This window comes from Streptomyces sp. NPDC053541 (assembly GCF_044544705.1).
GTDB lineage: Bacteria > Actinomycetota > Actinomycetes > Streptomycetales > Streptomycetaceae > Streptomyces.
This window is the reverse complement of record NZ_JBITXM010000011.1, coordinates 20012-39800: the sequence shown is the minus strand read 5'-3', so window position 1 is coordinate 39800 and position 19789 is coordinate 20012. Positions and strand designations below refer to the sequence as shown.

The window sequence follows — 19789 nt, the reverse complement described above, 5'->3', positions numbered from 1 at the left end:
CATCTTCGGGTCCGTTGTGCCCCGCGCAGCACCGTTCCTGCACTCCCGGGGGCAATCGCACCCGAATGTGTGATCTTCCCCGGAGAGGCGTGACCTGCGGAAAGGCCTCCGGGTGCGAGGTCGGGCGGGCCGCCGGACGGGCGAGCGCGGAAAATCCGGGCCGACCCCTTGCCAAGTCCGGGGTGTGGCCGGTTTTACTGATCCCGGACGCAACGACCGAATGATCGGTCGCCCGTTTTACGCAAGGTGGCGCGAGCGCGCGGCCCGAGGCGAGGGAGTGGCGCATGAGTGATCTGCTGGACGCGGGCGAGCGGCTCGGACGCGAGGAGCTGGCGGCGCTCCAGCTGGAGCGGCTGCGCGCGACCCTGCACCACGTCTACACCCGGGTGCCCTTCTACCGGCAGGCCTTCGACAAGGCGGGGGTGCGGCCCGAGGACTGCGGCTCGCTGGCCGATCTGGCGCGCTTCCCCTTCACCGTGAAGGCCGATCTGCGCGAGCAGTACCCGTACGGGCTGTTCGCCGTCGACCGGTCCGAGATCCGCCGGCTGCACGCCTCCAGCGGCACCACCGGGCGGCCCACCGTGGTCGGCTACACCCAGCGCGATCTGGACACCTGGGCGGACGTGGTGGCCCGCTCGATCCGCGCGGCCGGCGGCCGCCCGGGCCAGACCGTGCACGTGGCCTACGGATACGGGCTCTTCACCGGCGGCCTGGGCGCGCACTACGGTGCCGAGCGGCTCGGCTGCACGGTGATCCCGGCCTCCGGCGGCATGACGGCCCGCCAGGTCCAGCTGATCCAGGACCTGCGGCCCGAGATCATCATGATCACGCCCTCGTACATGCTGACCCTGCTCGACGAGTTCGAACGGCAGGGCGTGGACCCGCGGTCCACCTCGCTGCGGACGGGCATCTTCGGCGCCGAGCCGTGGACCGAGGCGATGCGCCGCGAGATCGAGGAGCGCTTCGGGATCGACGCGGTGGACATCTACGGCCTGTCCGAGGTGATGGGGCCGGGCGTGGCCCAGGAGTGCGTGGAGACCAAGGACGGACTGCACGTCTGGGAGGACCACTTCTACCCGGAGATCGTGGACCCGGTCACCGGCGAGGTGCTGCCGGACGGCGCGGAGGGGGAGCTGGTGTTCACCTCGCTCACCAAGGAGGCCATGCCGGTGGTGCGCTACCGCACCCGGGACCTCACCCGGCTGCTGCCGGGCACCGCGCGGGTCTTCCGCCGCATGGAGAAGGTCACCGGGCGCAGCGACGACATGGTCATCCTGCGCGGGGTGAACCTCTTCCCCACCCAGATCGAGGAGATCGTCCTGCGCACCCCGGCCGTGGCCCCGCACTTCCAGCTCCGCCTCACCCGTGAGGGCCGCCTCGACGCCCTCACGATCCGCGCCGAGGCCCGCCCGGACGCCTCCCCCGACCAGCGCGCGGAGGCCGCCCGCGCGATCACCGCGGCGGTGAAGGCCGGCATCGGCGTCACGGTGACGGTGGAGGTGGTCGACCCGGAGACCCTGGAACGCTCGGTGGGCAAGATCAAGCGCATCGTGGACCTCCGCCCGGACCACTGAGGCGGGCGGGGCGGCTACGACCCGACGGTGCCCCGCCCCTCCCCGTACCGGTCCCGCAGCTCCCGCTTCAGGATCTTGCCGCTCGCGTTGCGGGGCAGGGCGTCGACCAGGACGATGCGCTTCGGGGCCTTGAAGTGTGCGAGCTTCTCGCGGGCGTGGGTGAGGAGTTCGGCCTCGGTGACCTCGGCGCGGGGGACGACGAAGGCGGTGACGGCCTCGATCCAGCGGGGGTCCGGGAGGCCGACGACGGCGGTCTCTGCGACGGCCGGGTGGGTGTAGAGGGCGTCCTCGACCTGGCGGGAGGCGACCAGGACGCCGCCGGAGTTGATGACGTCCTTGACCCGGTCGACGACCGTGAAGTAGCCCTCGGCGTCGCGGACCGCGAGGTCGCCGGAGCGGAACCAGCCGTCGCGGAAGGCGGCCGCGGTCTCCTCCGGCTTGTCCCAGTAGCCGGTGCACAACTGCGGGGAGCGGTAGACGACTTCGCCGGGGGTGCCGTCGGGGACGTCCTTCCCGTGCTCGTCCACGACCCGCGCCTCGACGTGGCGGACCGGGCGGCCGCAGGAGTCCATCCGGCCCTCGTGCTCGTCGGGGCCGAGGACGGTGGCGAGCGGGCCGATCTCGGACTGCCCGAAGCAGTTGTGGAAGCGCAGGCCGGGCAGCCGGGCGCGCAGGCCCTCCAGGACCGGGACGGGCATGATCGAGGCGCCGTAGTAGGCCTTGCGGAGGGCGGAGAGGTCGCGGGTGGCGAACTCCGGGTGGTGGGCGAGGCCGATCCAGACGGTCGGGGGCGCGAAGAGGCTGTCGCAGCGGCCGGATTCGACCAGGTCGAAGAGGACGGCCGGGTCGGGGGCGTCGACGATGGTGCTCTCGGCGCCGACGGCGAGATAGGGCAGCAGGAAGACGTGCATCTGCGCCGAGTGGTAGAGCGGCAGCGAGTGCACCGGCCGGTCGTCCTCGTGCAGGTCGAGCGCCTCGATCGCGCTCGCGTACTCGTGCACCAGGGCCCGGTGGGTCATCATCGCGCCCTTGGGCAGGGCCGTGGTGCCGGAGGTGTAGAGCAGCTGGACGAGGGTGCCGGAGTCGTCCGCCGGCTCGTACGGCACGGGCTCGGCGAGCGCCGCGAGGAGCGAGTCCCCGGTGTCGCGCAGCGCGCGGACCGGCGGGCCGGCCGGCACCCGGTCGGCCAGGGCCGGGTCGGCGAGGACGAGGGAACTGCCCGACTGGCGCAGCAGGTAGTCGAGGTCCTCGCCGGTGAGGTGGTGGTTGACCGGGACGTGCACCAGTCCGGCGCGGGCGCAGGCGAGGAAGGCGATGAGGTACGCGTCGGAGTTGTGCCCGTAGGTCGCGACCCGGTCCCCCGGGGCGAGCCGGGCGCCGAGCGCGCCCTCCCGCAGCCGGGCCGCGGCGGTCGACACGGCGGCGTCCAGCACGGCGTAGGTCCAGACGCGGTCGCCGTAGCGGACGGCGGTCCGGCCGGGGACGCGGCGGGCGCTCGCGCGCAGCACGCCGTCGACGGTGCGGGTGAGCAGCTCTCGTTCCATGGCTGGAGATCCTGCGGCGGCGGTGACGGCCGGTCAAGTACCGGGACCGGCCCGCGGGGCACGGACCACGGGTACCGAACGGACTGTTGACAAAGCAAGCGCTTAGCTGCCTGGATGGCCCAACCGGCAGTTCACGTCCGTCCGTTGGGAGGCACCTTGCACCTCCGCACCCTCTTCCCCGCCCGCCTGCGGCGGCTGGCCGTGCTCGGCGCGGCGCTCGCAGCCGTGACCGCCTCGCTGCCCGCGCCGGCCGCCGCCGACCCGGGCGGCGGCGGCCGGGAGCGGCATCCCTCGGACCGGGGCCTGTCGGCCGTGATCCGGTACACCGAGTACGGCATCCCGCACATCGTCGGCAAGGACTACGCGAGCCTGGGCTTCGGCACCGGCTGGGCGCAGGCGGCCGACCAGGTGTGCGTGCTCGCCGACGGCTTCGTGACGGTGAACGGCGAGCGGTCCCGGCACTTCGGCGCGGACGGCGCGCCCGACGGCTCGCTGTCCTCGGCGACCGGGAACCTGTCCAGCGACCTGTTCTTCCGCGGGGTCAAGGACGCCGGGACCGTGGAGGCGCTGCTCGCCGCTCCGGCCCCGGCCGGGCCGAGCCGGCAGCTGAAGGAGCTGATGCGCGGCTGGGCCGCGGGCTACAACGCCTGGCTGCGCCAGAACCGGATCACCGACCCGGCGTGCGCGGGGGCCGCCTGGGTGCGGCCGGTGACCGCGCTCGACGTGGCGCGGCGCGGCTGGGCGGTGTCGGTGCTCGGCGGCCAGGGCCGGGGCGTCGACGGCATCACCGCCGCCCGGCCGCCCGCTCCGGGCACGGCGGAGGCGGCACCGGCAGCGGCGCCGGACCCGGGGCGCACGGCGGAGGCGGCCCGTGCCCTGTTCGCCGCCGAGAACGCCACGATGGGCTCCAACGCCGTCGCGTTCCAGGGCTCGGTCACGGCCGGCGGGCGCGGGCTGCTGCTGGGGAACCCCCACTATCCGTGGCAGGGCGGGCGCCGCTTCTGGCAGTCGCAGCAGACCATCCCCGGCGAGCTGAACGTCTCCGGCGCCTCGCTCCTGGGCACCACCGTGGTGAACATCGGCTTCACCGACAAGGTGGCCTGGAGCCACACGGTCGCCACGGGCGTACCGCTGAACCTCCACCAGCTGACGCTCGACCCGGCCGACCCCACCGCCTACCTGGTGGACGGCAGGTCCGAGCCGATGACCCGGCGGACGGTCACGGTGCCGGTCCGGGACGGCGCGCCGGTGACCCGCACCCAGTGGTGGACGCGCTACGGACCGGTGCTGGCGAACCTCGGTGCGGGGCTGCCGCTGCCGTGGACGACGAGCACCGCGTACGCGCTCAACGACCCCAACGCGGCGAACCTGCGCGCCTCCGACACCGCGCTCGGCTTCGCGAAGTCCCGCTCGACCCGGGACGTGGAGCGGGCCCTGGCCCGCACCCAGGGCCTGCCGTGGGTGAACACGATCGCCGCCGACGCGGGCGGGCACACCCTCTTCACCCAGGCGCAGGTGCTGCCCCGGATCACCGACGAGCTGGCGCGGCGCTGCTCGACCCCGCTGGGCCGGGTCACCTATCCGGCCTCGGGCGTCGCGGTGCTCGACGGCTCGCGCGGTGACTGCGCGCTCGGCGCGGACCCGGACGCGGTGCAGCCGGGCGTGTTCGGGCCGGCCCGGATGCCGGTGCTGCGGGACGCCCCGTACGTGGAGAACTCCAACGACAGCGCCTGGCTGGCCCATGCCGACCGGCCGCTCACCGGGTACGAGCGGATCTTCGGCACCGTCGGGACGCAGCGCTCGCTGCGCACCCGGGGCGCGATCGAGGACGTGGCGGCGATGGCCGGCCGCGGCGGGCTCACGGTGGCGGACCTCCAGCGGCAGCAGTTCGCGAACCGGGCGCCGGCCGGCGACCTGGCGGCGGCGGACGCCGCGAAGGCCTGCGCGGCCGTGCTCGCGGACGACCCGGAGGCGTGCCGGGTGATCGGCGCCTGGGACCGCACGGTGAACACCGACAGCCGGGGCGCGCTGCTCTTCGACCGCTTCTGGCGCCGGTTCACGGGGACGGCGAAGCCGGCCGACCAGTGGCTGGTGCCGTTCTCGGCGGCCGACCCGGTGCGCACCCCGCACACCCTCAACACCGGCTCCCCGGCCTTCGCGCAGGCGCTCCGGGGCGCGGTGGCGGAGCTGCGCGCGGCGGGGATCGCGCTGGACGCACCGCTGGGCGCGCACCAGTTCGTGGTGCGGAACGGGGAGCGGATCCCGGTGAGCGGCGGCACCGAGTCGCTGGGCGTCTGGAACAAGACCGAGCCGGTGTGGAACCCGGCGGGCGGCGGCTACACGGAGGTCGCGCACGGCACGAGCCATGTGCAGGCGGTCGGCTGGGACGGCAGCGGCTGTCCGGTGGCCCGCACCCTGTTGTCGTACTCCCAGTCCTCCGACCCGGGTTCCGCCCACTTCAGCGACCAGACCCGGCTGTTCTCGGGCGAGCGCTGGGTCACCGCCCGGTTCTGCGAGAAGGACGTGCTGCGCTCGCCCGCGCTGCGGGTGGTGCGGGTCAGGGGCTGAACGACAGGAACACGAAGGCGGCGAAGATCGAGAGGTGGACGCTGCCCTGGAGGAGGGTGGCGCGCCCTGGCACCACGGTCAGGGCGCTCACCACGGCGGTGAGCACGAGCAGCACCATGTGGAGCGGGCCGAGGCCGAGGACGAGCGGCCCGTCGAGCCAGACGGAGGCGAGCGCGATGGACGGGATGGTGAGGCCGATGCTGGCGATGGCGGAGCCGTAGGCCAGGTTCATGCTGGTCTGCACGCGGTCCCGGCGGGCGGCGCGGACCGCGGCGAGGGTCTCGGGCAGCAGCACCATGAGGGCGATGACGACGCCGACGACCGCCTTGGGGAGGCCCGCGGACTCGACGCCGTCCTCGATGGTGGGCGAGATGAGCTTGGCGTTGCCGACGACGGCCACGAGCGCGACGAGCAGCAGGCCGAGGCTGAACCAGGCGGCGCCGGCCGTCGGCGGCTCGGCGTGCTCCTCCTCGGACTGGTGGCCGCTCTGGCCGGGGCGGAGCACGGGCAGGAAGTAGTCGCGGTGCCGGACGGTCTGGACGGCGACGAACACGCCGTACAGGAGCAGCGAGGAGACGGCCGCGAAGGCCAGCTGGGCGGTGGAGAACTCGGGCCCGGGGTGGCTGGTGGTGAAGGTCGGCAGCACCAGGGTCATGGTGGCCAGGGTGCAGACGAGGGCGAGCCCGCCGCCGGAGCCCTCGGCGTTGAAGACGGCGGTGCGGTTGCGCAACGCGCCGACCAGCAGGGACAGTCCGACGATGCCGTTGCAGGTGATCATCACGGCGGCGAAGACGGTGTCCCGGGCGTAGCTGGAGGCCTTGTCGCCGCCGCCGGTCATCAGCATGACGATGAGTCCGACCTCGATGACGGTGACGGCGACGGCGAGGACGAGCGAGCCGTAGGGTTCGCCGACCCGGTGCGCGATGACCTCGGCGTGGTGGACCGCCGAGAGGACGGCGGCGAAGAGGCAGATCACGATGAGCACCACCGCGAAGCCGGGTAGGTCGTGACGCCCCCAGCCGAGGGCGAGGCCGACGGCGGCGACGACCGGCCCCCAGGTGGTCCACTGACGTGCCGCTGCTGTCCGTCCTGCGGTGCTCGAACTCATGCCCCGAATCCTGCCACAACGGGCTGATATGCCTGCTCCGCGCCGCGGGCAGGCACCCCGGCGGGGCGGGGCGTGCGGGCGTGTTCGTCACGTACGCCGGTACGGACACCATGCGCCTGATCGTGCTGCCCCTGAAGGGCTGACGCGGCCGGCGGGCGGGGCCGCGGACGACCCTAGATGTGTCCGCGGCCCTCCCAGTAGGGGTCGCGGAGGCGGCGTTTGTAGAGCTTGCCGTTGGGGTCGCGGGGCATGTGGGCGGTGAAGTCCACGGACCTGGGGCGTTTGTAGCCGGCGAGCCGTGCGGCGCAGTGGTCGAGGAGGGCGGCGGCGAGCGCCGGGCCGGGCTCGTGGCCCTCGGCGGGTTCGACGACGGCCTTGACCTCCTCGCCCCAGTCGGCGTGCGGGATGCCGAAGGCCGCGGCGTCGGCGACGGCGGGGTGGGCGAGCAGCGCGGCCTCGATCTCGGCGGGGTAGATGTTGACCCCGCCGGAGATGATCATGTCGATCTTGCGGTCGCGGAGGAAGAGGTAGCCGTCCTCGTCGAGGAGGCCGAGGTCGCCGACGGTGAAGAAGTCGCCGATGCGGTTCGACGCGGTCTTGGCCTCGTCCTTGTGGTAGCGGAAGCCGCCGGTGTTCATCTTCATGTAGACGGTGCCGAGTTCGCCGGGGCCGAGCCGTCTGCCGTCGTCGTCGAAGACGGCGAGTTCACTGATCGGCCAGGCGCGGCCGACGGTGCCGGGCTTCTTCAGCCAGTCCTCGGCGGTGGCGAAGGCACCGCCGCCCTCGCTGGCCGCGTAGTACTCCTCGACGCAGCTGCCCCACCAGTCGATCATGGCGCGCTTCACGTGCTCGGGGCAGGGCGCGGCGCCGTGGATGGCGTGGCGCATGGCGGAGACGTCGTAGCGGCGGCGGATCTCCTCGGGCAGGGCGAGCAGCCGGTGGAACTGGGTGGGCACCATGTGGGTGTGGGTGCAGCGGTGGGTGTCGATGAGCCGGAGCATCTCCTCGGGGGTCCACTTGTCCATGAGGACGAGCGGGTGGCCGATGTGCAGGGCCGCGGCGGCGAACTGGAGCACGGCCGTGTGGTAGAGCGGCGAGCAGACCAGGTGCACGTTGCCGTCGAAGGGCCTGATGCCGAAGATGCCGAGGAAGCCGCCGAGATGCGACTCCTCGGGCGTCCTGCCGGGCAGCGGGCGGCGGATGCCGCGGGGCCGGCCGGTGGTGCCGGAGGTGTAGTTCATGACCCAGCCGAGGGTGCGGTCGGCGGGCGGGTGGCCGGGCCGGCCGTCGAGGAGTTCGGCGTACGGGCGGAAGCCGGGGACGGTGCCGACGGCGTAGCGCTGCCCGGCCGGGAGGCCCGCCTCCTCGGCGGCGGCGGTGGCGGCCTCGGCGAAGCGTTCGTGGGCGAGGAGGACCTTGGCGCCGGAGTCGGCGACGATCCAGGCGATCTCGGGGCCGACGAGGTGATGGTTGACGGGGACGAGGTAGAAGCCGGCCTGGGCGGCGGCGAGGTAGGCGGTGAAGAACTCGACGCCGTTGGGGAGCACGACGGCGAAGGCGTCGCCGCGCTCCAGGCCGGCCGCGCGCAGGCCGTGGACGAGTTGGTTGGCGGCCGTGTGGAGGCGGCCGGCGGACCACCGCTCTCCGTCCGGAGCGGTGATCACGGTCCGGTCGGGGTCGGCGCCGGCCTGTGCCCAGAAGCCGTTGGGGATCTCGGTCACGGCGTGCTCCTTCCGGCGATGCGGTTGATCCGGTCGACGGCCTTCTCGAAGCCTCGGGTGAGCTCGTCGAAGACCTGCCGGACGCTGCGCTCGGAGTTCATCCGGCCGACGATCTGGCCGACCGGGGTGCCGAGCAGCGGCGCGACCTCGTACTTCTGGATGCGGGAGACGGCCTCGGCGACGAGCAGGCCCTGGAGCGGCATGGGCAGCGGGCCGGGGCCCGCCGGGTCGTCCCAGGCGTCGGTCCACTCGGTGCGCAGCTGCCGGGCGGGCTTGCCGGTCAGGGCGCGGGAGCGGACGGTGTCGCCGGAGCCGGCGGCGAGCAGCTTCTCGGTCAGCGCGCGGGAGTGGAGTTCGGCCTCGGTGGTGGTGAGCCAGAGCGAGCCGAGCCAGACGCCCTGGGCGCCGAGGGCGAGACCGGCGGCGATCTGCTCGCCGCTGCCGATGCCGCCGGCGGCGAGCACGGGCAGCGGGGAGACGGCGTCGACGACCTCGGGGGTGAGGACCATGGAGGCGATCTCGCCGGTGTGGCCGCCGGCCTCGTAGCCCTGGGCGACGACGACGTCGATGCCGGCCTCGGCGTGGTGGCGGGCGTGCCGGGCGCTGCCGGCGAGGGCGGCGACGAGGACGCCGTGCTCGTGGGCGCGGGCGACGACGTCGGGCGGCGGGGAGCCGAGGGCGTTGGCGAGCAGCTTGATGGGGTAGTCGAAGGCGACGTCGAGCTGGCTGCGGGCGACCTGTTCCATCCAGCCGGTGATGCGCCAGCCGGAGGCCTCGCCCTCGGCGAGTTCGGGGACGCCGTGCTTGGCGAGGGTCTCGCGGACGAAGGCCCGGTGCTCCTCGGGGATCATCGCCTCGACGTCGGCCTCGGTGACGCCCTCGACCTTCTTGGCGGGCATGACGACGTCGAGGCCGTAGGGCAGCCCGTCGGTGTGCTCCTGCATCCAGTCGAGGTCGCGGGCGAGTTCGTCGGGGGCGGTGTAGCGGACGGCGCCCAGGACGCCGAACCCGCCCGCTCTGGTGATGGCGGCGGCCACCGCGGGGAAGGGCGTGAAGCCGAAGATGGCGTGCTCGATCCCCAGGGTGCGACTCAGCTCCGTCTTCATGGGCGGCAGGATGCCGCAGCTCCCGTGGCGAGGGAAGAGATTTTCTGATGCAGTGTCAGATTCTTTGCCGCGCCGCCCGCTTCCGCCGTCCGGGCGACTCCGGTAGGAAAGTTTCAGATCTTGCCGGAGTGGCCGAAGTTTTCTTTCAGGGAGCGGTGGGAGAGGGTGGGCATGACGGACGGCATGACCGACGGCACGAGGGACGAGTCGAGCGGGGCGAACCGGGGTCCGAGCCGCCGCGCGTTCGGCGGCGGGGTCCTCGCCCTGGGAGGTGCGCTGATGATCGGTACGGTGCCGGGGGCCGCGGCGGCTCCCGATCCGGACGCCGGGGCGGGGGCGGGGACGGGTGCCGGTGCGGGCGGCGAGGGCGGCGGGGCGCGCCGCACCACGCTGCGGCACGGCTCCGCCGAGCGGGCCGGGCTGCTGCCGGAGCACCTCGACCGGCTGGTCACCGAGGCGGAGGCCTTCCTGCGCCCCTCCCCCGTCCACCCGTGGTACGCGGGCGCGGTGCTGCTCGCCGGGCGCGGCGGGACGGTGGCCCTGCACCGCCCGATCGGCTTCGCCGTGCGCTACGCGGCGTACGACGAGAAGACCGACACGGGCGTCGAGCTGCCGGAGGCCGAGCGCGTCCCGATGCGCGAGGACACCGTCTTCGACCTGGCCTCGGTGTCCAAGCTGTTCACCTCGCTGCTCGCGGTGCAGCAGATCGAGCGCGGGGCGCTGGCCCTGGAGGAGCGGGTGACGGCGTACCTGCCCGAGTTCGGGGGCGGCGGGAAGCAGGACGTCACGGTCCGTCAGCTGCTCACCCACACCTCGGGGTTCCGGGCCTGGATCCCGCTCTACAAGGAGCCGACCCGCCAGGGGCGGCTGCGGCTGCTGTGGAACGAGAAGCCGGCCAACCCGCCCGGCACGGTCTACCTCTACTCCGATCTGAACCTGATCACGCTGCAACTGGTCCTGGAGGAGATCACCGGTCGCCCTCTGGATCAGCTGCTCCGGACCGAGATCACCGCTCCGCTCGGGATGCACCGCACGCGGTTCAATCCCCCGCTCTCCTGGCGGCCCGACATCGCCGCGACCGAGGACGCCCGCACGCCCTGGTCGGGGCTCGACCGGGGCATGGTCCGGGGCGAGGTGCACGACGAGAACGCCTTCGCGATGGGCGGGGTGGCGGGCCACGCGGGTGTGTTCTCCACGGCCTGGGACCTCGCCGTCCTCGCCCGCACCCTCCTCAACGGCGGGGCCTACGGCGACGCCCGGATCCTCTCCCCCGCCTCCGTCGAGCTGATGTTCACCGACTTCAACACCGCCTTCCCCGGCGACGAGCACGGGCTCGGCTTCGAGCTCTACCAGCACTGGTACATGGGCGCGATGGCCACGCCGCGCACCGCCGGCCACACCGGGTTCACCGGCACCAGCCTGGTCCTGGACCCGACCACCGACTCCTTCCTCGTCGTCCTCGGCAACTCGGTCCACCCGGTGCGCAGCTGGCGCTCCGGCTCCGCGCCCCGGGTGGCCGCCGCCGACGCGCTCGCCCGCGCCGTCCCGGTCCGCCCGGCCCGGGGCCGTACCGCATGGTTCTCCGGCATGGCGAGCGCCACCACGGCGACCCTCACGCTTCCCGAGGTCCCCGGAGCGGCGCGCCTGGAGTGCGCCGTGTGGTGGGACACCGAACCGGGCGCGGACTTCGCCGTCCTGGAGGCCTCCACCGACGGCGGCGCCACCTGGGCCCCCGTCCCCTTCACCACCACGACCCCCGCCGAGGAGCACCCCACCGGCGCCCTCACCGGCTGGTCCGGCCGCCGCTGGCACGCCCTCACCGCCGACCTGACCGCCTGGGCCGCGACGCCCCCGCGCCTCCGCTGGCGGTGCACGACGGACCGCCGCTACGTGGGCCGCGGCGTCTACGTGGACGCGCTGCGCCTCCTGGACCCCGAGGGCCGCCCCCTCTTCGACGAGGCCCGCCCGGCGGACCGGGTCCGGATCGAGGCGGCGGGATGGACGGCCTCGGCGGACTGAGCGCGCGCGGCCCTGCGCTACGGTCGCCGGATGGACGAGTGGGACGCGGTGGCGGTGCGCGGGCGCCTGGGGCGGATGGCGGAGCGGGACGCGAACCGCGAGCGGTTCGGGGCTGCCACGCACCGGTACGCGCTCCGGCCGCCGCTGCCCGAGGCGGAGATCCGCCGCTTCGAGGAGACGCACGGCATCGTGCTCCCCGAGCCGTACCGCTCGTTCGTCGCCACGGTCGGGGACGGTCCGGCCGGTCCCGCCCACGGTCTGCTCCCGCTCACCGTCCCGCGGCCCGAGGCCTGTGACGACTGGGCCGTCGACGAGGAGTGGCGGGAGGACCGCCGCCCTGGCCGGCTCGCCGCCCCCTTCGTCCTCGACGCCCCCGCCCCGGGCCGGATCGGCACCGCGCGGGCCGAGGAGCTGGTGCCCGGCACGCTGACGCTCGCCGAGGAGGGCTGCGGGACCTACGTGCGTCTGGTCCTCAACGGCCCCCGGGCCGGGGAGATCTGGCTGCTCGACCCGGACTGGTCCGGTTTCGTGCCGCTCACGGCGGACTTCCGCGCCTGGTACGCGGAGTGGCTGGACGCGGCGACCGCCTAGGGGTGTCCTGTCGATCAGGCCGGATCTCGGGGCACCTCCCGTGCCCGGAGGGCTACGGGGGAGAGCGGCGTCCGGTGCATGGGGTCTCCCCAGGCCCGTCAGGGCCGAGGGTTGGAGTCTCCCCAGGCCCGTCAGGGCCGAGGGTTGGGGTCTCCCCGGGCCCGCCAGGGCCCAGGGGAAGGACCGCAAGGCGGAGGTGGGGGCACCTCCCCGGGCGCCGGGCCGTGGGGGCGGAAGCGATGCGGTGGGGGTACTCCCCCTGGGCTCCGCCGGGGGGGGCGCCCCCACCCGGGCGAAGCCCAGGGGGCCATCGGCGACCGACGACAACGCGGCGAGGCGCGGTGCCGGGGGCACTCCCCCAGGCTCCGCCGGGGGCACCCCCACCCAGGCGAAGCTCTGGGGGAGTCGAGAGCCCGGCACGATCGGCGAGACACCCCCTAGGGGGTGTCGGCGGCCTCGCGCAGGGCGTCCAGGACCGGGCGGATCAGGGGGTGGTCGGCGGCGCCGCGGCGGACGGCGGCGAAGACGCGGCGGGTGGGGGCCACGCCGTCGACCGGACGGACGACGACGCCGCTGAGGTCTGTGCCGCTCAGCGCGGAGCGGGGCACCAGGGCGACGCCCGCGCCGGCGGCGGCGAGGGCGACGACGGCCCGGAAGTCGTCGGAGACGTGTTCCAGGCGCGGGGCGAAGCCCGCGTACTCGCAGGCCAGGACGGTGACGTCGTGGCAGGGGTTGCCGGCGGACTGCCCGATCCAGGGGTCCTTGGCGAGATCGGCGAGCGCGACCCGCTCGCGGTCGGCCAGGGCGTGATCCGGGGGCAGGACGGCGTCGAAGGGCTCCGCGTACAGCGGGACGCGGGTGAGACGGGCGTCGTCCTCGCCGGGGGCGCCCCGGTACTCGACGGCGACGGCGACGTCGACCTGCCGGTCCAGGACCATGAGCAGGCTCTCGTCGCCCTCGGCGTCCTGGACCCGCACCCGGATGCCCGGCGCGGTGCGGGCCAGGGAGCCGATGGCGGGGGCGACGACCAGGCCGATGCCGGTGGCGAAGGCCGCCACCGTGACGGTGCCGGCCTCGCCCGAGCCGTACGCCGCCAGCTCGGCCTCGGCCCGTTCCAGCTGGGCCAGGACGGCGTTGGCGTGGCTCAGCAGGATCTCACCCGCCGGGGTCAGCCGGGCGCCCCGGGCGCCGCGCTCGACCAGCCGGTGGCCGGTCTCCTGCTCCAGGGCGGCGAGCTGCTGGGAGACCGCGGAGGGGGTGAGGTAGAGCGCGGCGGCCGCCGCGGTGACGGTGCGGTGGTCGGCCACCGCCCGGAGGATGTGCAGCCGCCGCGCTTCGATCATGCCCCTAGTCTCGCAGGGCGGCGCGGGCGTCGACGAACGCGTCCACCGCCCGGTTCACGTCCTCGGTGGAGTGCGCGGCGGACAGCTGCACGCGGATGCGCGCCTGGCCCTGCGGCACGACCGGGTACGAGAAGCCGATCACGTACACCCCGCGCTCCAGGAGCAGCTCGGCCATGCGGCCGGCCTCGGCGGCGTCACCGATCATGACGGGGGCGATGGCGTGGTCGCCAGGGAGGATGTCGAAGCCCTCCTCGGTCATCCGGCGGCGGAACAGCTCGGTGTTGGCGTTGAGCCGCTCGCGCAGGTCGCCGGCCGACTCCAGCAGGTCGAGGACCTTCAGGGAGGCGGCGGCGATCACCGGGGCGAGGGTGTTGGAGAAGAGGTACGGGCGCGAGCGCTGGCGCAGCAGGGCGACGATCTCGGCGCGGGCGGCGACGTAGCCGCCGGAGGCACCGCCGAGGGCCTTGCCGAGGGTGCCGGTGATGATGTCGACCCGGTCCATGACGCCGTGCAGCTCGGGGGTGCCGCGGCCGCCGGGGCCGACGAAGCCGACGGCGTGCGAGTCGTCGACCATGACCATGGCGTCGTAGCGCTCGGCCAGGTCGCAGATCTCGTCGAGCGGGGCGACGTAGCCGTCCATGGAGAAGACGCCGTCGGTGACGATCAGCTTGCGCCGGGCGCCGCCCTCGGTCGCCTCCTTGAGCTGCTGCTCCAGGTCGGCCATGTCGCGGTTGGCGTAGCGGAAGCGGCGGGCCTTGGAGAGGCGGATGCCGTCGATGATGGAGGCGTGGTTCAGGGCGTCGGAGATGACCGCGTCCTCAGGCCCGAGCAGGGTCTCGAAGACGCCGCCATTGGCATCGAAACAGGAGGAGTAGAGGATCGTGTCCTCCTGGCCGAGGAACCGCGACAGGCGGGCCTCCAGCTCCTTGTGGACCTCCTGGGTGCCGCAGATGAAGCGGACGGAGGCCATGCCGTAGCCCCAGCGGTCCAGGGCGGCGTGGGCGGCGGCGATCACGTCGGGGTGGTCGGCGAGGCCCAGGTAGTTGTTGGCGCAGAAGTTCAGCACCTCGCCGGGGCGGCCGCCGGCCGTGACCTCGACGGTCGCGGACTGGGGGGTGCCGATGACCCGCTCGGGCTTGTGCAGACCGGCCTGCCGGATCTCGTCGAGGGTGGCGCGGACGTCGTCGCGTACGGAATCAAACATGGTTCAGGCGCTCCTGGGGATCAGACGGTCCAGTCGAGGATGATCTTGCCGCCCTTGCCGGACGCGGCGTCGTCGAAGGCGGCCTCGAAGTCGCGGTAGTCGTAGCGGCCGGTGATCACCGGGGACAGGTCGAGCCCGCCCTCCAGGAGCACCGACATGGCGTACCAGGTCTCGAACATCTCACGGCCGTAGATGCCCTTGATCGTGATCATCGAGGTGACGATCCGCGCCCAGTCGACGGAGAAGTCCTCGCTGGGCAGGCCGAGCATGGCGATCTTGCCGCCGTGGGTCATGTTGGCGACCATGTCGCGCATCGCGCGCGGGTTGCCGGACATCTCCAGGCCGACGTCGAAGCCCTCCTTGAGGCCGAGGGTGCGCTGGCCGTCGGCGATGGTCTGCTCGGCGACGTTGAGGGCGAGCGAGACGCCGGTCTTGCGGGCGAGGGCCAGGCGCTCCTCGCTGACGTCGGTGATGACGACGTTGCGGGCGCCGGCGTGCTTGGCGACGGCGGCGGCCATGATGCCGATCGGGCCGGCGCCGGTGACGAGGACGTCCTCGCCGACGAGCGGGAAGGACAGCGCGGTGTGCACGGCGTTGCCGAAGGGGTCGAAGATCGCGGCGACGTCGAGGTCGACGGGGACCCGGTGCACCCAGACGTTGGAGGCGGGCAGCACGACGTACTCGGCGAAGGCGCCGTCGCGGCCGACGCCGAGGCCGACGGTGGCGCGGCACAGGTGGCGGCGGCCGGCCAGACAGTTGCGGCACTTGCCGCAGACCAGGTGGCCCTCGCCGCTGACCAGGTCGCCGACGTTGATGTCGGCGACGTCGCGGCCGGTGTCGACGACCTCGCCGACGAACTCGTGGCCGAGGGTCAGCGGGGTCGCGATGGTCTTCTGCGCCCAGCCGTCCCAGGAGCGGATGTGCAGGTCGGTGCCGCAGATGCCGGTCCGCTTGACCTTGATGAGGACGTCACCGGGGCCGTACTCCGGCTCGGGCACGTCCGTGAGCCAGAGTCCCGGCTCCGCCTTCTGCTTGACCAGTGCCTTCAATGTCACGGCTCCCGACGTGCGTGTCCTGTGATGTGCCGGGTCCGGGCGCGGCGAAGCGCCCAAGATCCCTGGGAGGAAATCTTCCGTCCGTCGGGAGCCATGGTCCATCGAGGTTTTCTTAAGCGCACGCGCAGATCAGCTTCACGCCGCTGCCCCGGGCCGTTCCGGCGTCAACCGGCCGCTTCTTCGAGCACCGCCATGGCCGCGTTGTGGCCGGGCAGCCCGCTCACTCCGCCGCCGCGGACGGCGCCGGCGCCGCACAGGAGGACGTTGGCCCGGCCGGTCGCCACGCCCCAGCGCCCGCCGCCGGACTCCGCGTACGGGAAGGACAGGTCGCGGTGGAAGATGTGGCCGCCGGGCAGCCGGAGTTCGCGTTCGAGGTCGAGCGGGGTCTTGGCCTCGACGCAGGGCCGGCCGTCGGCGTCCCGGGCCAGGCAGTCGGCGATCGGCTCGTCGAGGCGGGCGTCCAGCTGGTCGAGGGTGGCCTTCAGGAGGGCCTCGCGGGAGCCGTCGGGGTCGTCGGCGAACAGCCGGGCGGGGGCGTGCAGGCCGAACAGGGTGAGGGTGTGGTAGCCGCGGGCGGCGGCCTCGGGGCCGAGGATGCTCGGGTCGGTGAGGCTGTGGCAGTAGATCTCCGAGGGCGGCGCGGCGGGCAGCCGGCCGGCGGCGGCCTCGGCGTGCGCGGCGCCCAGCTCCTCGTACCCCTCGGCGATGTGGAAGGTGCCGGAGAAGGCCTCGCGGGGGTCGACGGAGCGGTCGCGGAGCCGGGGCAGCCGGGTGAGCACCATGTTGACCTTGAGCTGGGCGCCCTCGGCGGGGGCGGGCGCCGGTTCGCCGAGGAGGGCGGCGAGCGCCTGCGGGGAGGCGTTGACCAGGACGTGCCGGGCGGCCACGACGCCCTCGCCGTCGGCGGTGCGGAAGCGGATCTCGGCGTGCCGGCCGTCGGTGTCGATCCGGGTGGCCTCGTGACCGGTGAGCAGGGTCGCGCCGGCGGCGCGGGCCGCGTCCGCGAGGGCGTCGGTGAGGGCGCCCATGCCGCCGACGGGGACGTCCCAGTCTCCGGTGCCGCCGCCGATCACGTGGTAGAGGAAACAGCGGTTCTGCACCAGGGAGGGGTCGTGGGCGTCGGCGAAGGTGCCGATGAGTCCGTCGGTGAGGACGACTCCGCGCACCAGGTCGTCGGCGAAGTGCCGCTCGACGGCGGCGCCGAGGGGCTCCTCGAAGAGCATCTCCCAGGTCTCGGGGTCGTCGACCAGGGCGCGCAGCGCCTCGCGGGTCGGCAGCGGTTCAGTGAGGGTGGGGAAGATCCGGCGGGCGGCGCGCGCGGTGCGCCCGTAGAAGGCCTCCCAGGCCTCGTGCTCGCGGTCGGAGCCGGTGCGGGCGGCGAAGGAGGCGCGGGTGCGCGCGCGGTCGCCGCCGACGAGGAGGCCGGAGTCGCCGTAGGGGGTGTACGAGGAGACGGAACGCTTCCGCACGGCGAACCGCAGTCCCAGCTCCCGCACGATCTTCCGGGGCAGCAGCGAGACCAGGTACGAGTAGCGGGACAGGCGGACGTCGACGCCGGCGAAGGGCCGGGTGGAGACGGCGGCGCCGCCGGTGTGCCCGAGCCGTTCCAGGACGAGCACGCTGCGCCCGGCGCGGGCGAGGTAGGCGGCGGCGACCAGGCCGTTGTGGCCGCCGCCCACGACGACGACGTCGTACGAGGCCCGCGCGGGCCCGGACGCGAACGCGGGTACGGGTGCGGGTGCGGAAGCGGATGCTGTCATGCCTCTTGCTAGCACCTCCCCGTCGCGCCCACCAGGGGGCCTGCCGGGGCCTACAGCGGGATGTGCTCCTGGCAGTGCGCCTCGTCCGCCCGGGCCGTGAGGGTCGCGGGGTGGTCCGGGCCGAGCGTGCGGGTGCGGGCCTCCGTCACCCGGCGGTGCAGGACGAGGGCCTCCTCCCAGCGGCCCAGCCAGCCGAGCGCGATGGCGGCTTCCCGGTGGCTGGCGAGGGTGTCGGCGTGGTCGGGGCCGAGCACCCGGGCCCGGACCGCGGCGACCTCCCGGGCCTCGTCCAGGGCCTCCGCCCAGCGCCCGAGGCGCCCCAGGTTGACCCCCAGGCCGTGCCGGGCGCGCAGGGTCTCCGGGTGCTCGGGGCCGCCGGTGCTCGCACGGGCGGCGACCAGCTCGCGGTACAGCTCCTCGGCCTCGGCGGCGCGGCCGAGCCGGCCGAGGCAGATCCCGGCCTCGTAGCGGGCGTTGAGGGTGTCGGGGTGCAGCGGGCCGAGGACGGCGGCCCGGGCCGCGGCCACCTGCCGGTACTCCGCGAGGGCGTCGGACCAGCGGCCGAGCCCGCCGAGCGCGTGCCCCACCTCGTAGCGGGTGGCGAGGGTGTCGGGGTGGTCGGGGCCGAGCAGCCGGGCGCGGGCGTCGGCGACCTCGCGGGCCGTCGCGTAGGCCTCGGGCACCCGGCCGATCCGGCCGAGGGTGTGGGCCAGGTTGTGCCGGCAGCGCAGGGTGTCGGGGTGCTCGGGGCCCATGGTGCGCTCGCGGACGGCGAGCACCGCCTCGTACACCGCGTGCGCCTCGGCGTGCCGGCCGAGGCCGCCGAGCACGTAGGCGGTCTCCTGGCGCGCGGCGAGGGTGTCGGCGTGGTCGGGGCCGAGCGTGCGGGCGCGGCCCGCGGCGACGTCCTCGAAGCGGCGCAGCGCCTCGGCGGGGCGGCCGAGGCGGGCGAGCGCGAAGCCCAGCTCGTAGCCGCTGGCGAGGGTGTCGGGGTGGTCGGCGCCCAGGACGTGGGCGCGGTCGTGCTCGACGGTGCGCAGCAGGTCGGCGGCCTCCTGCCAGCGGCCGAGCCGCCCGAGGCCGAGACCGGCGCGGTGCCGGCCGGCGAGGACCGCGACCAGCTCGGGGCTCGCGCCGGCGGTGCGGTCGGGCCCGCCGGACCCGGCAGGGCGGGTCCAGGCGAGGGTGAGCGCGGCGGCGTCGTCCTGGCCGGGGACGGCGGCCCGGGCCGGGCGGGCGGACGCGGCGGGGCGGCCGGTGCCCAGCGCGCGGGCCCACGGCGGCAGCGCGGGCGGCGCCGGCGGCGGCAGGGTCCAGGCGCCGCTGCTGCGCCCGGAGGCGAGCCGGTCGCGCAGCTCGGCGGCGTCGGAGGGGCGGCCGTCGGGCGTCTTGGCGAGCAGGTCGAGGACGAGGGTGTCGAGATAGCCGGGCAGTTCGGCGCGGTGGCTGCGCAGCGGGGCGGGCACGGTGTCGCGGTGGCCGATGAGGATGGCCCAGGTGTCGTCCAGGTCGAAGGGCGGCGCGCCGGTGGCGATCTCGTAGAGCACGCAGCCCAGCGAGTACAGGTCGCTGCGGTGGTCGACCTCGCCGCCGCCGATCTGCTCGGGGCTCATGTAGTGCGGTGTGCCCATGGCGATGCCGGTGCCGGTGAGGCGGGAGGTGAAGCCGATGTCGGCGCCGAGGCGCGCTATCCCGAAGTCGCAGATCTTGACGGTGCCGCCGTCGCCGAGGCGCACGATGTTCGCCGGCTTGAGGTCGCGGTGCACCACGCCCTGGCGGTGGGTGTAGGCGAGGGCCTCGGCGACCTGCTCGGCGATGTCGACGACCTCCGGCACGGGCAGCGGCCGCTTGCGGTTGTCGCTGAGCAGTTGGCTGAGATTGCGCCCCTCCAGCAGCTCCATGACGAGGAAGAGCACGCCGTCGTGCTCGCCGAAGTCGTGCACGACGGTGATGCCGCGGTGCTGGAGGGCGGCGGCCACCCGCGCCTCGCGGCGGAAGCGCTCGCGCAGCACGGCGAGGTTGGCCGGGTCGCGCTGCTGGCCGAGCGGGCGCAGGCACTTCACGGCGACGTGCCGGCCGAGCGCCTCGTCGGTGGCGCGCCAGACCTCGCCCATGCCGCCGCGGCCGATCACCTCGTGCAGCCGGTACCGGCCCTGGACCAGCCTGGTGTCCGTGTCCGCCATCGCGTGCCGCCGC

The 19789-nt window shown here is 74.4% G+C and carries 13 protein-coding genes; 4 read left to right on the top strand and 9 right to left on the bottom strand.

Annotation, left to right across the window (positions count from 1 at the left end; all coding sequences use genetic code 11):
* Positions 1-284: 284 nt before the first annotated feature.
* On the top strand, positions 285-1574 hold the full coding sequence (paaK, locus tag ACIGW2_RS26840) for a phenylacetate--CoA ligase PaaK (RefSeq protein WP_391655368.1): 1290 nt from the start codon (positions 285-287) through the stop codon (positions 1572-1574).
* Positions 1575-1588: 14 nt separating this feature from the next.
* Here paaK and ACIGW2_RS26835 read toward each other — a convergent pair whose 3' ends face one another.
* Complete coding sequence (locus ACIGW2_RS26835) at positions 1589-3118, bottom strand: fatty acyl-CoA synthetase (protein WP_399846574.1); 1530 nt, start codon at positions 3116-3118, stop codon at positions 1589-1591.
* A 156-nt stretch (positions 3119-3274) separates the two neighbouring features.
* On the opposite strand from ACIGW2_RS26835, the gene ACIGW2_RS26830 reads away from it, so the two are divergent.
* Positions 3275-5686 carry a penicillin acylase family protein gene (locus ACIGW2_RS26830; RefSeq protein WP_391655366.1) on the top strand — a complete coding sequence of 804 codons (2412 nt, stop codon included), beginning with the start codon at positions 3275-3277 and terminating at the stop codon, positions 5684-5686.
* Here the strand turns inward: ACIGW2_RS26830 and ACIGW2_RS26825 are convergent.
* The 3 genes from ACIGW2_RS26825 to ACIGW2_RS26815 form a co-directional block, all read right to left on the bottom strand.
* Positions 5676-6794 carry a calcium:proton antiporter gene (locus tag ACIGW2_RS26825; RefSeq protein WP_391655365.1) on the bottom strand — a complete coding sequence of 373 codons (1119 nt, stop codon included), beginning with the start codon at positions 6792-6794 and terminating at the stop codon, positions 5676-5678. The genes ACIGW2_RS26830 and ACIGW2_RS26825 overlap by 11 nt on opposite strands.
* Positions 6795-6967: 173 nt before the next feature.
* Positions 6968-8515, bottom strand: a complete 1548-nt coding sequence (locus ACIGW2_RS26820; RefSeq protein ID WP_399846572.1) for an acyl-CoA synthetase — start codon at positions 8513-8515, stop codon at positions 6968-6970.
* Positions 8512-9621: a nitronate monooxygenase gene (locus tag ACIGW2_RS26815; RefSeq protein WP_361582124.1), complete on the bottom strand. Its 1110-nt coding sequence runs from the start codon at positions 9619-9621 to the stop codon at positions 8512-8514. The genes ACIGW2_RS26820 and ACIGW2_RS26815 overlap by 4 nt, the downstream gene beginning before the upstream one ends.
* A gap of 171 nt (positions 9622-9792) precedes the next feature.
* On the opposite strand from ACIGW2_RS26815, the gene ACIGW2_RS26810 reads away from it, so the two are divergent.
* On the top strand, positions 9793-11640 hold the full coding sequence (locus ACIGW2_RS26810; protein ID WP_399846569.1) for a serine hydrolase: 1848 nt from the start codon (positions 9793-9795) through the stop codon (positions 11638-11640).
* A 30-nt stretch (positions 11641-11670) separates the two neighbouring features.
* The gene (locus ACIGW2_RS26805) at positions 11671-12231 is read left to right on the top strand and encodes an SMI1/KNR4 family protein (RefSeq protein ID WP_399846567.1); all 561 of its coding nucleotides are present in this window, start codon (positions 11671-11673) and stop codon (positions 12229-12231) included.
* A 437-nt stretch (positions 12232-12668) separates the two neighbouring features.
* Here the strand turns inward: ACIGW2_RS26805 and ACIGW2_RS26800 are convergent, their stop codons facing one another.
* The 5 genes from ACIGW2_RS26800 to ACIGW2_RS26780 all read right to left on the bottom strand — a co-directional run bounded on the left by ACIGW2_RS26800 (position 12669) and on the right by ACIGW2_RS26780 (position 19776).
* On the bottom strand, positions 12669-13574 hold the full coding sequence (locus tag ACIGW2_RS26800; protein WP_361582178.1) for a LysR family transcriptional regulator: 906 nt from the start codon (positions 13572-13574) through the stop codon (positions 12669-12671).
* 4 nt (positions 13575-13578) lie between these two features.
* Positions 13579-14778 carry a glycine C-acetyltransferase gene (locus tag ACIGW2_RS26795; RefSeq protein ID WP_361582181.1) on the bottom strand — a complete coding sequence of 400 codons (1200 nt, stop codon included), beginning with the start codon at positions 14776-14778 and terminating at the stop codon, positions 13579-13581.
* 20 nt (positions 14779-14798) lie between these two features.
* Positions 14799-15827 (bottom strand): L-threonine 3-dehydrogenase, encoded by a 1029-nt coding sequence (gene tdh, locus ACIGW2_RS26790; RefSeq protein WP_361582851.1) that lies wholly within the window; start codon positions 15825-15827, stop codon positions 14799-14801.
* 170 nt (positions 15828-15997) lie between these two features.
* Positions 15998-17593, bottom strand: a complete 1596-nt coding sequence (locus ACIGW2_RS26785) for a phytoene desaturase family protein (protein ID WP_399846564.1) — start codon at positions 17591-17593, stop codon at positions 15998-16000.
* Between the two features lie 50 nt (positions 17594-17643).
* Positions 17644-19776 (bottom strand): tetratricopeptide repeat protein, encoded by a 2133-nt coding sequence (locus ACIGW2_RS26780; protein WP_391655359.1) that lies wholly within the window; start codon positions 19774-19776, stop codon positions 17644-17646.
* Between the last annotated feature and the right edge of the window lie 13 nt (positions 19777-19789).

Excerpts from the sequence above, each read along its gene's own strand:
- ACIGW2_RS26780 (WP_391655359.1), bottom strand. The coding sequence starts at position 19,776 with ATGGCGGACACGGACACCAGGCTGGTCCAGGGCCGGTACCGGCTGCAC.
- paaK (WP_391655368.1), top strand. The coding sequence starts at position 285 with ATGAGTGATCTGCTGGACGCGGGCGAGCGGCTCGGACGCGAGGAGCTG.
- ACIGW2_RS26785 (WP_399846564.1), bottom strand. The coding sequence starts at position 17,593 with ATGACAGCATCCGCTTCCGCACCCGCACCCGTACCCGCGTTCGCGTCC.
- ACIGW2_RS26825 (WP_391655365.1), bottom strand. The coding sequence starts at position 6,794 with ATGAGTTCGAGCACCGCAGGACGGACAGCAGCGGCACGTCAGTGGACC.
- ACIGW2_RS26810 (WP_399846569.1), top strand. The coding sequence starts at position 9,793 with ATGACGGACGGCATGACCGACGGCACGAGGGACGAGTCGAGCGGGGCG.
- ACIGW2_RS26795 (WP_361582181.1), bottom strand. The coding sequence starts at position 14,778 with ATGTTTGATTCCGTACGCGACGACGTCCGCGCCACCCTCGACGAGATC.
- ACIGW2_RS26800 (WP_361582178.1), bottom strand. The coding sequence starts at position 13,574 with ATGATCGAAGCGCGGCGGCTGCACATCCTCCGGGCGGTGGCCGACCAC.
- ACIGW2_RS26815 (WP_361582124.1), bottom strand. The coding sequence starts at position 9,621 with ATGAAGACGGAGCTGAGTCGCACCCTGGGGATCGAGCACGCCATCTTC.
- ACIGW2_RS26835 (WP_399846574.1), bottom strand. The coding sequence starts at position 3,118 with ATGGAACGAGAGCTGCTCACCCGCACCGTCGACGGCGTGCTGCGCGCG.
- ACIGW2_RS26805 (WP_399846567.1), top strand. The coding sequence starts at position 11,671 with ATGGACGAGTGGGACGCGGTGGCGGTGCGCGGGCGCCTGGGGCGGATG.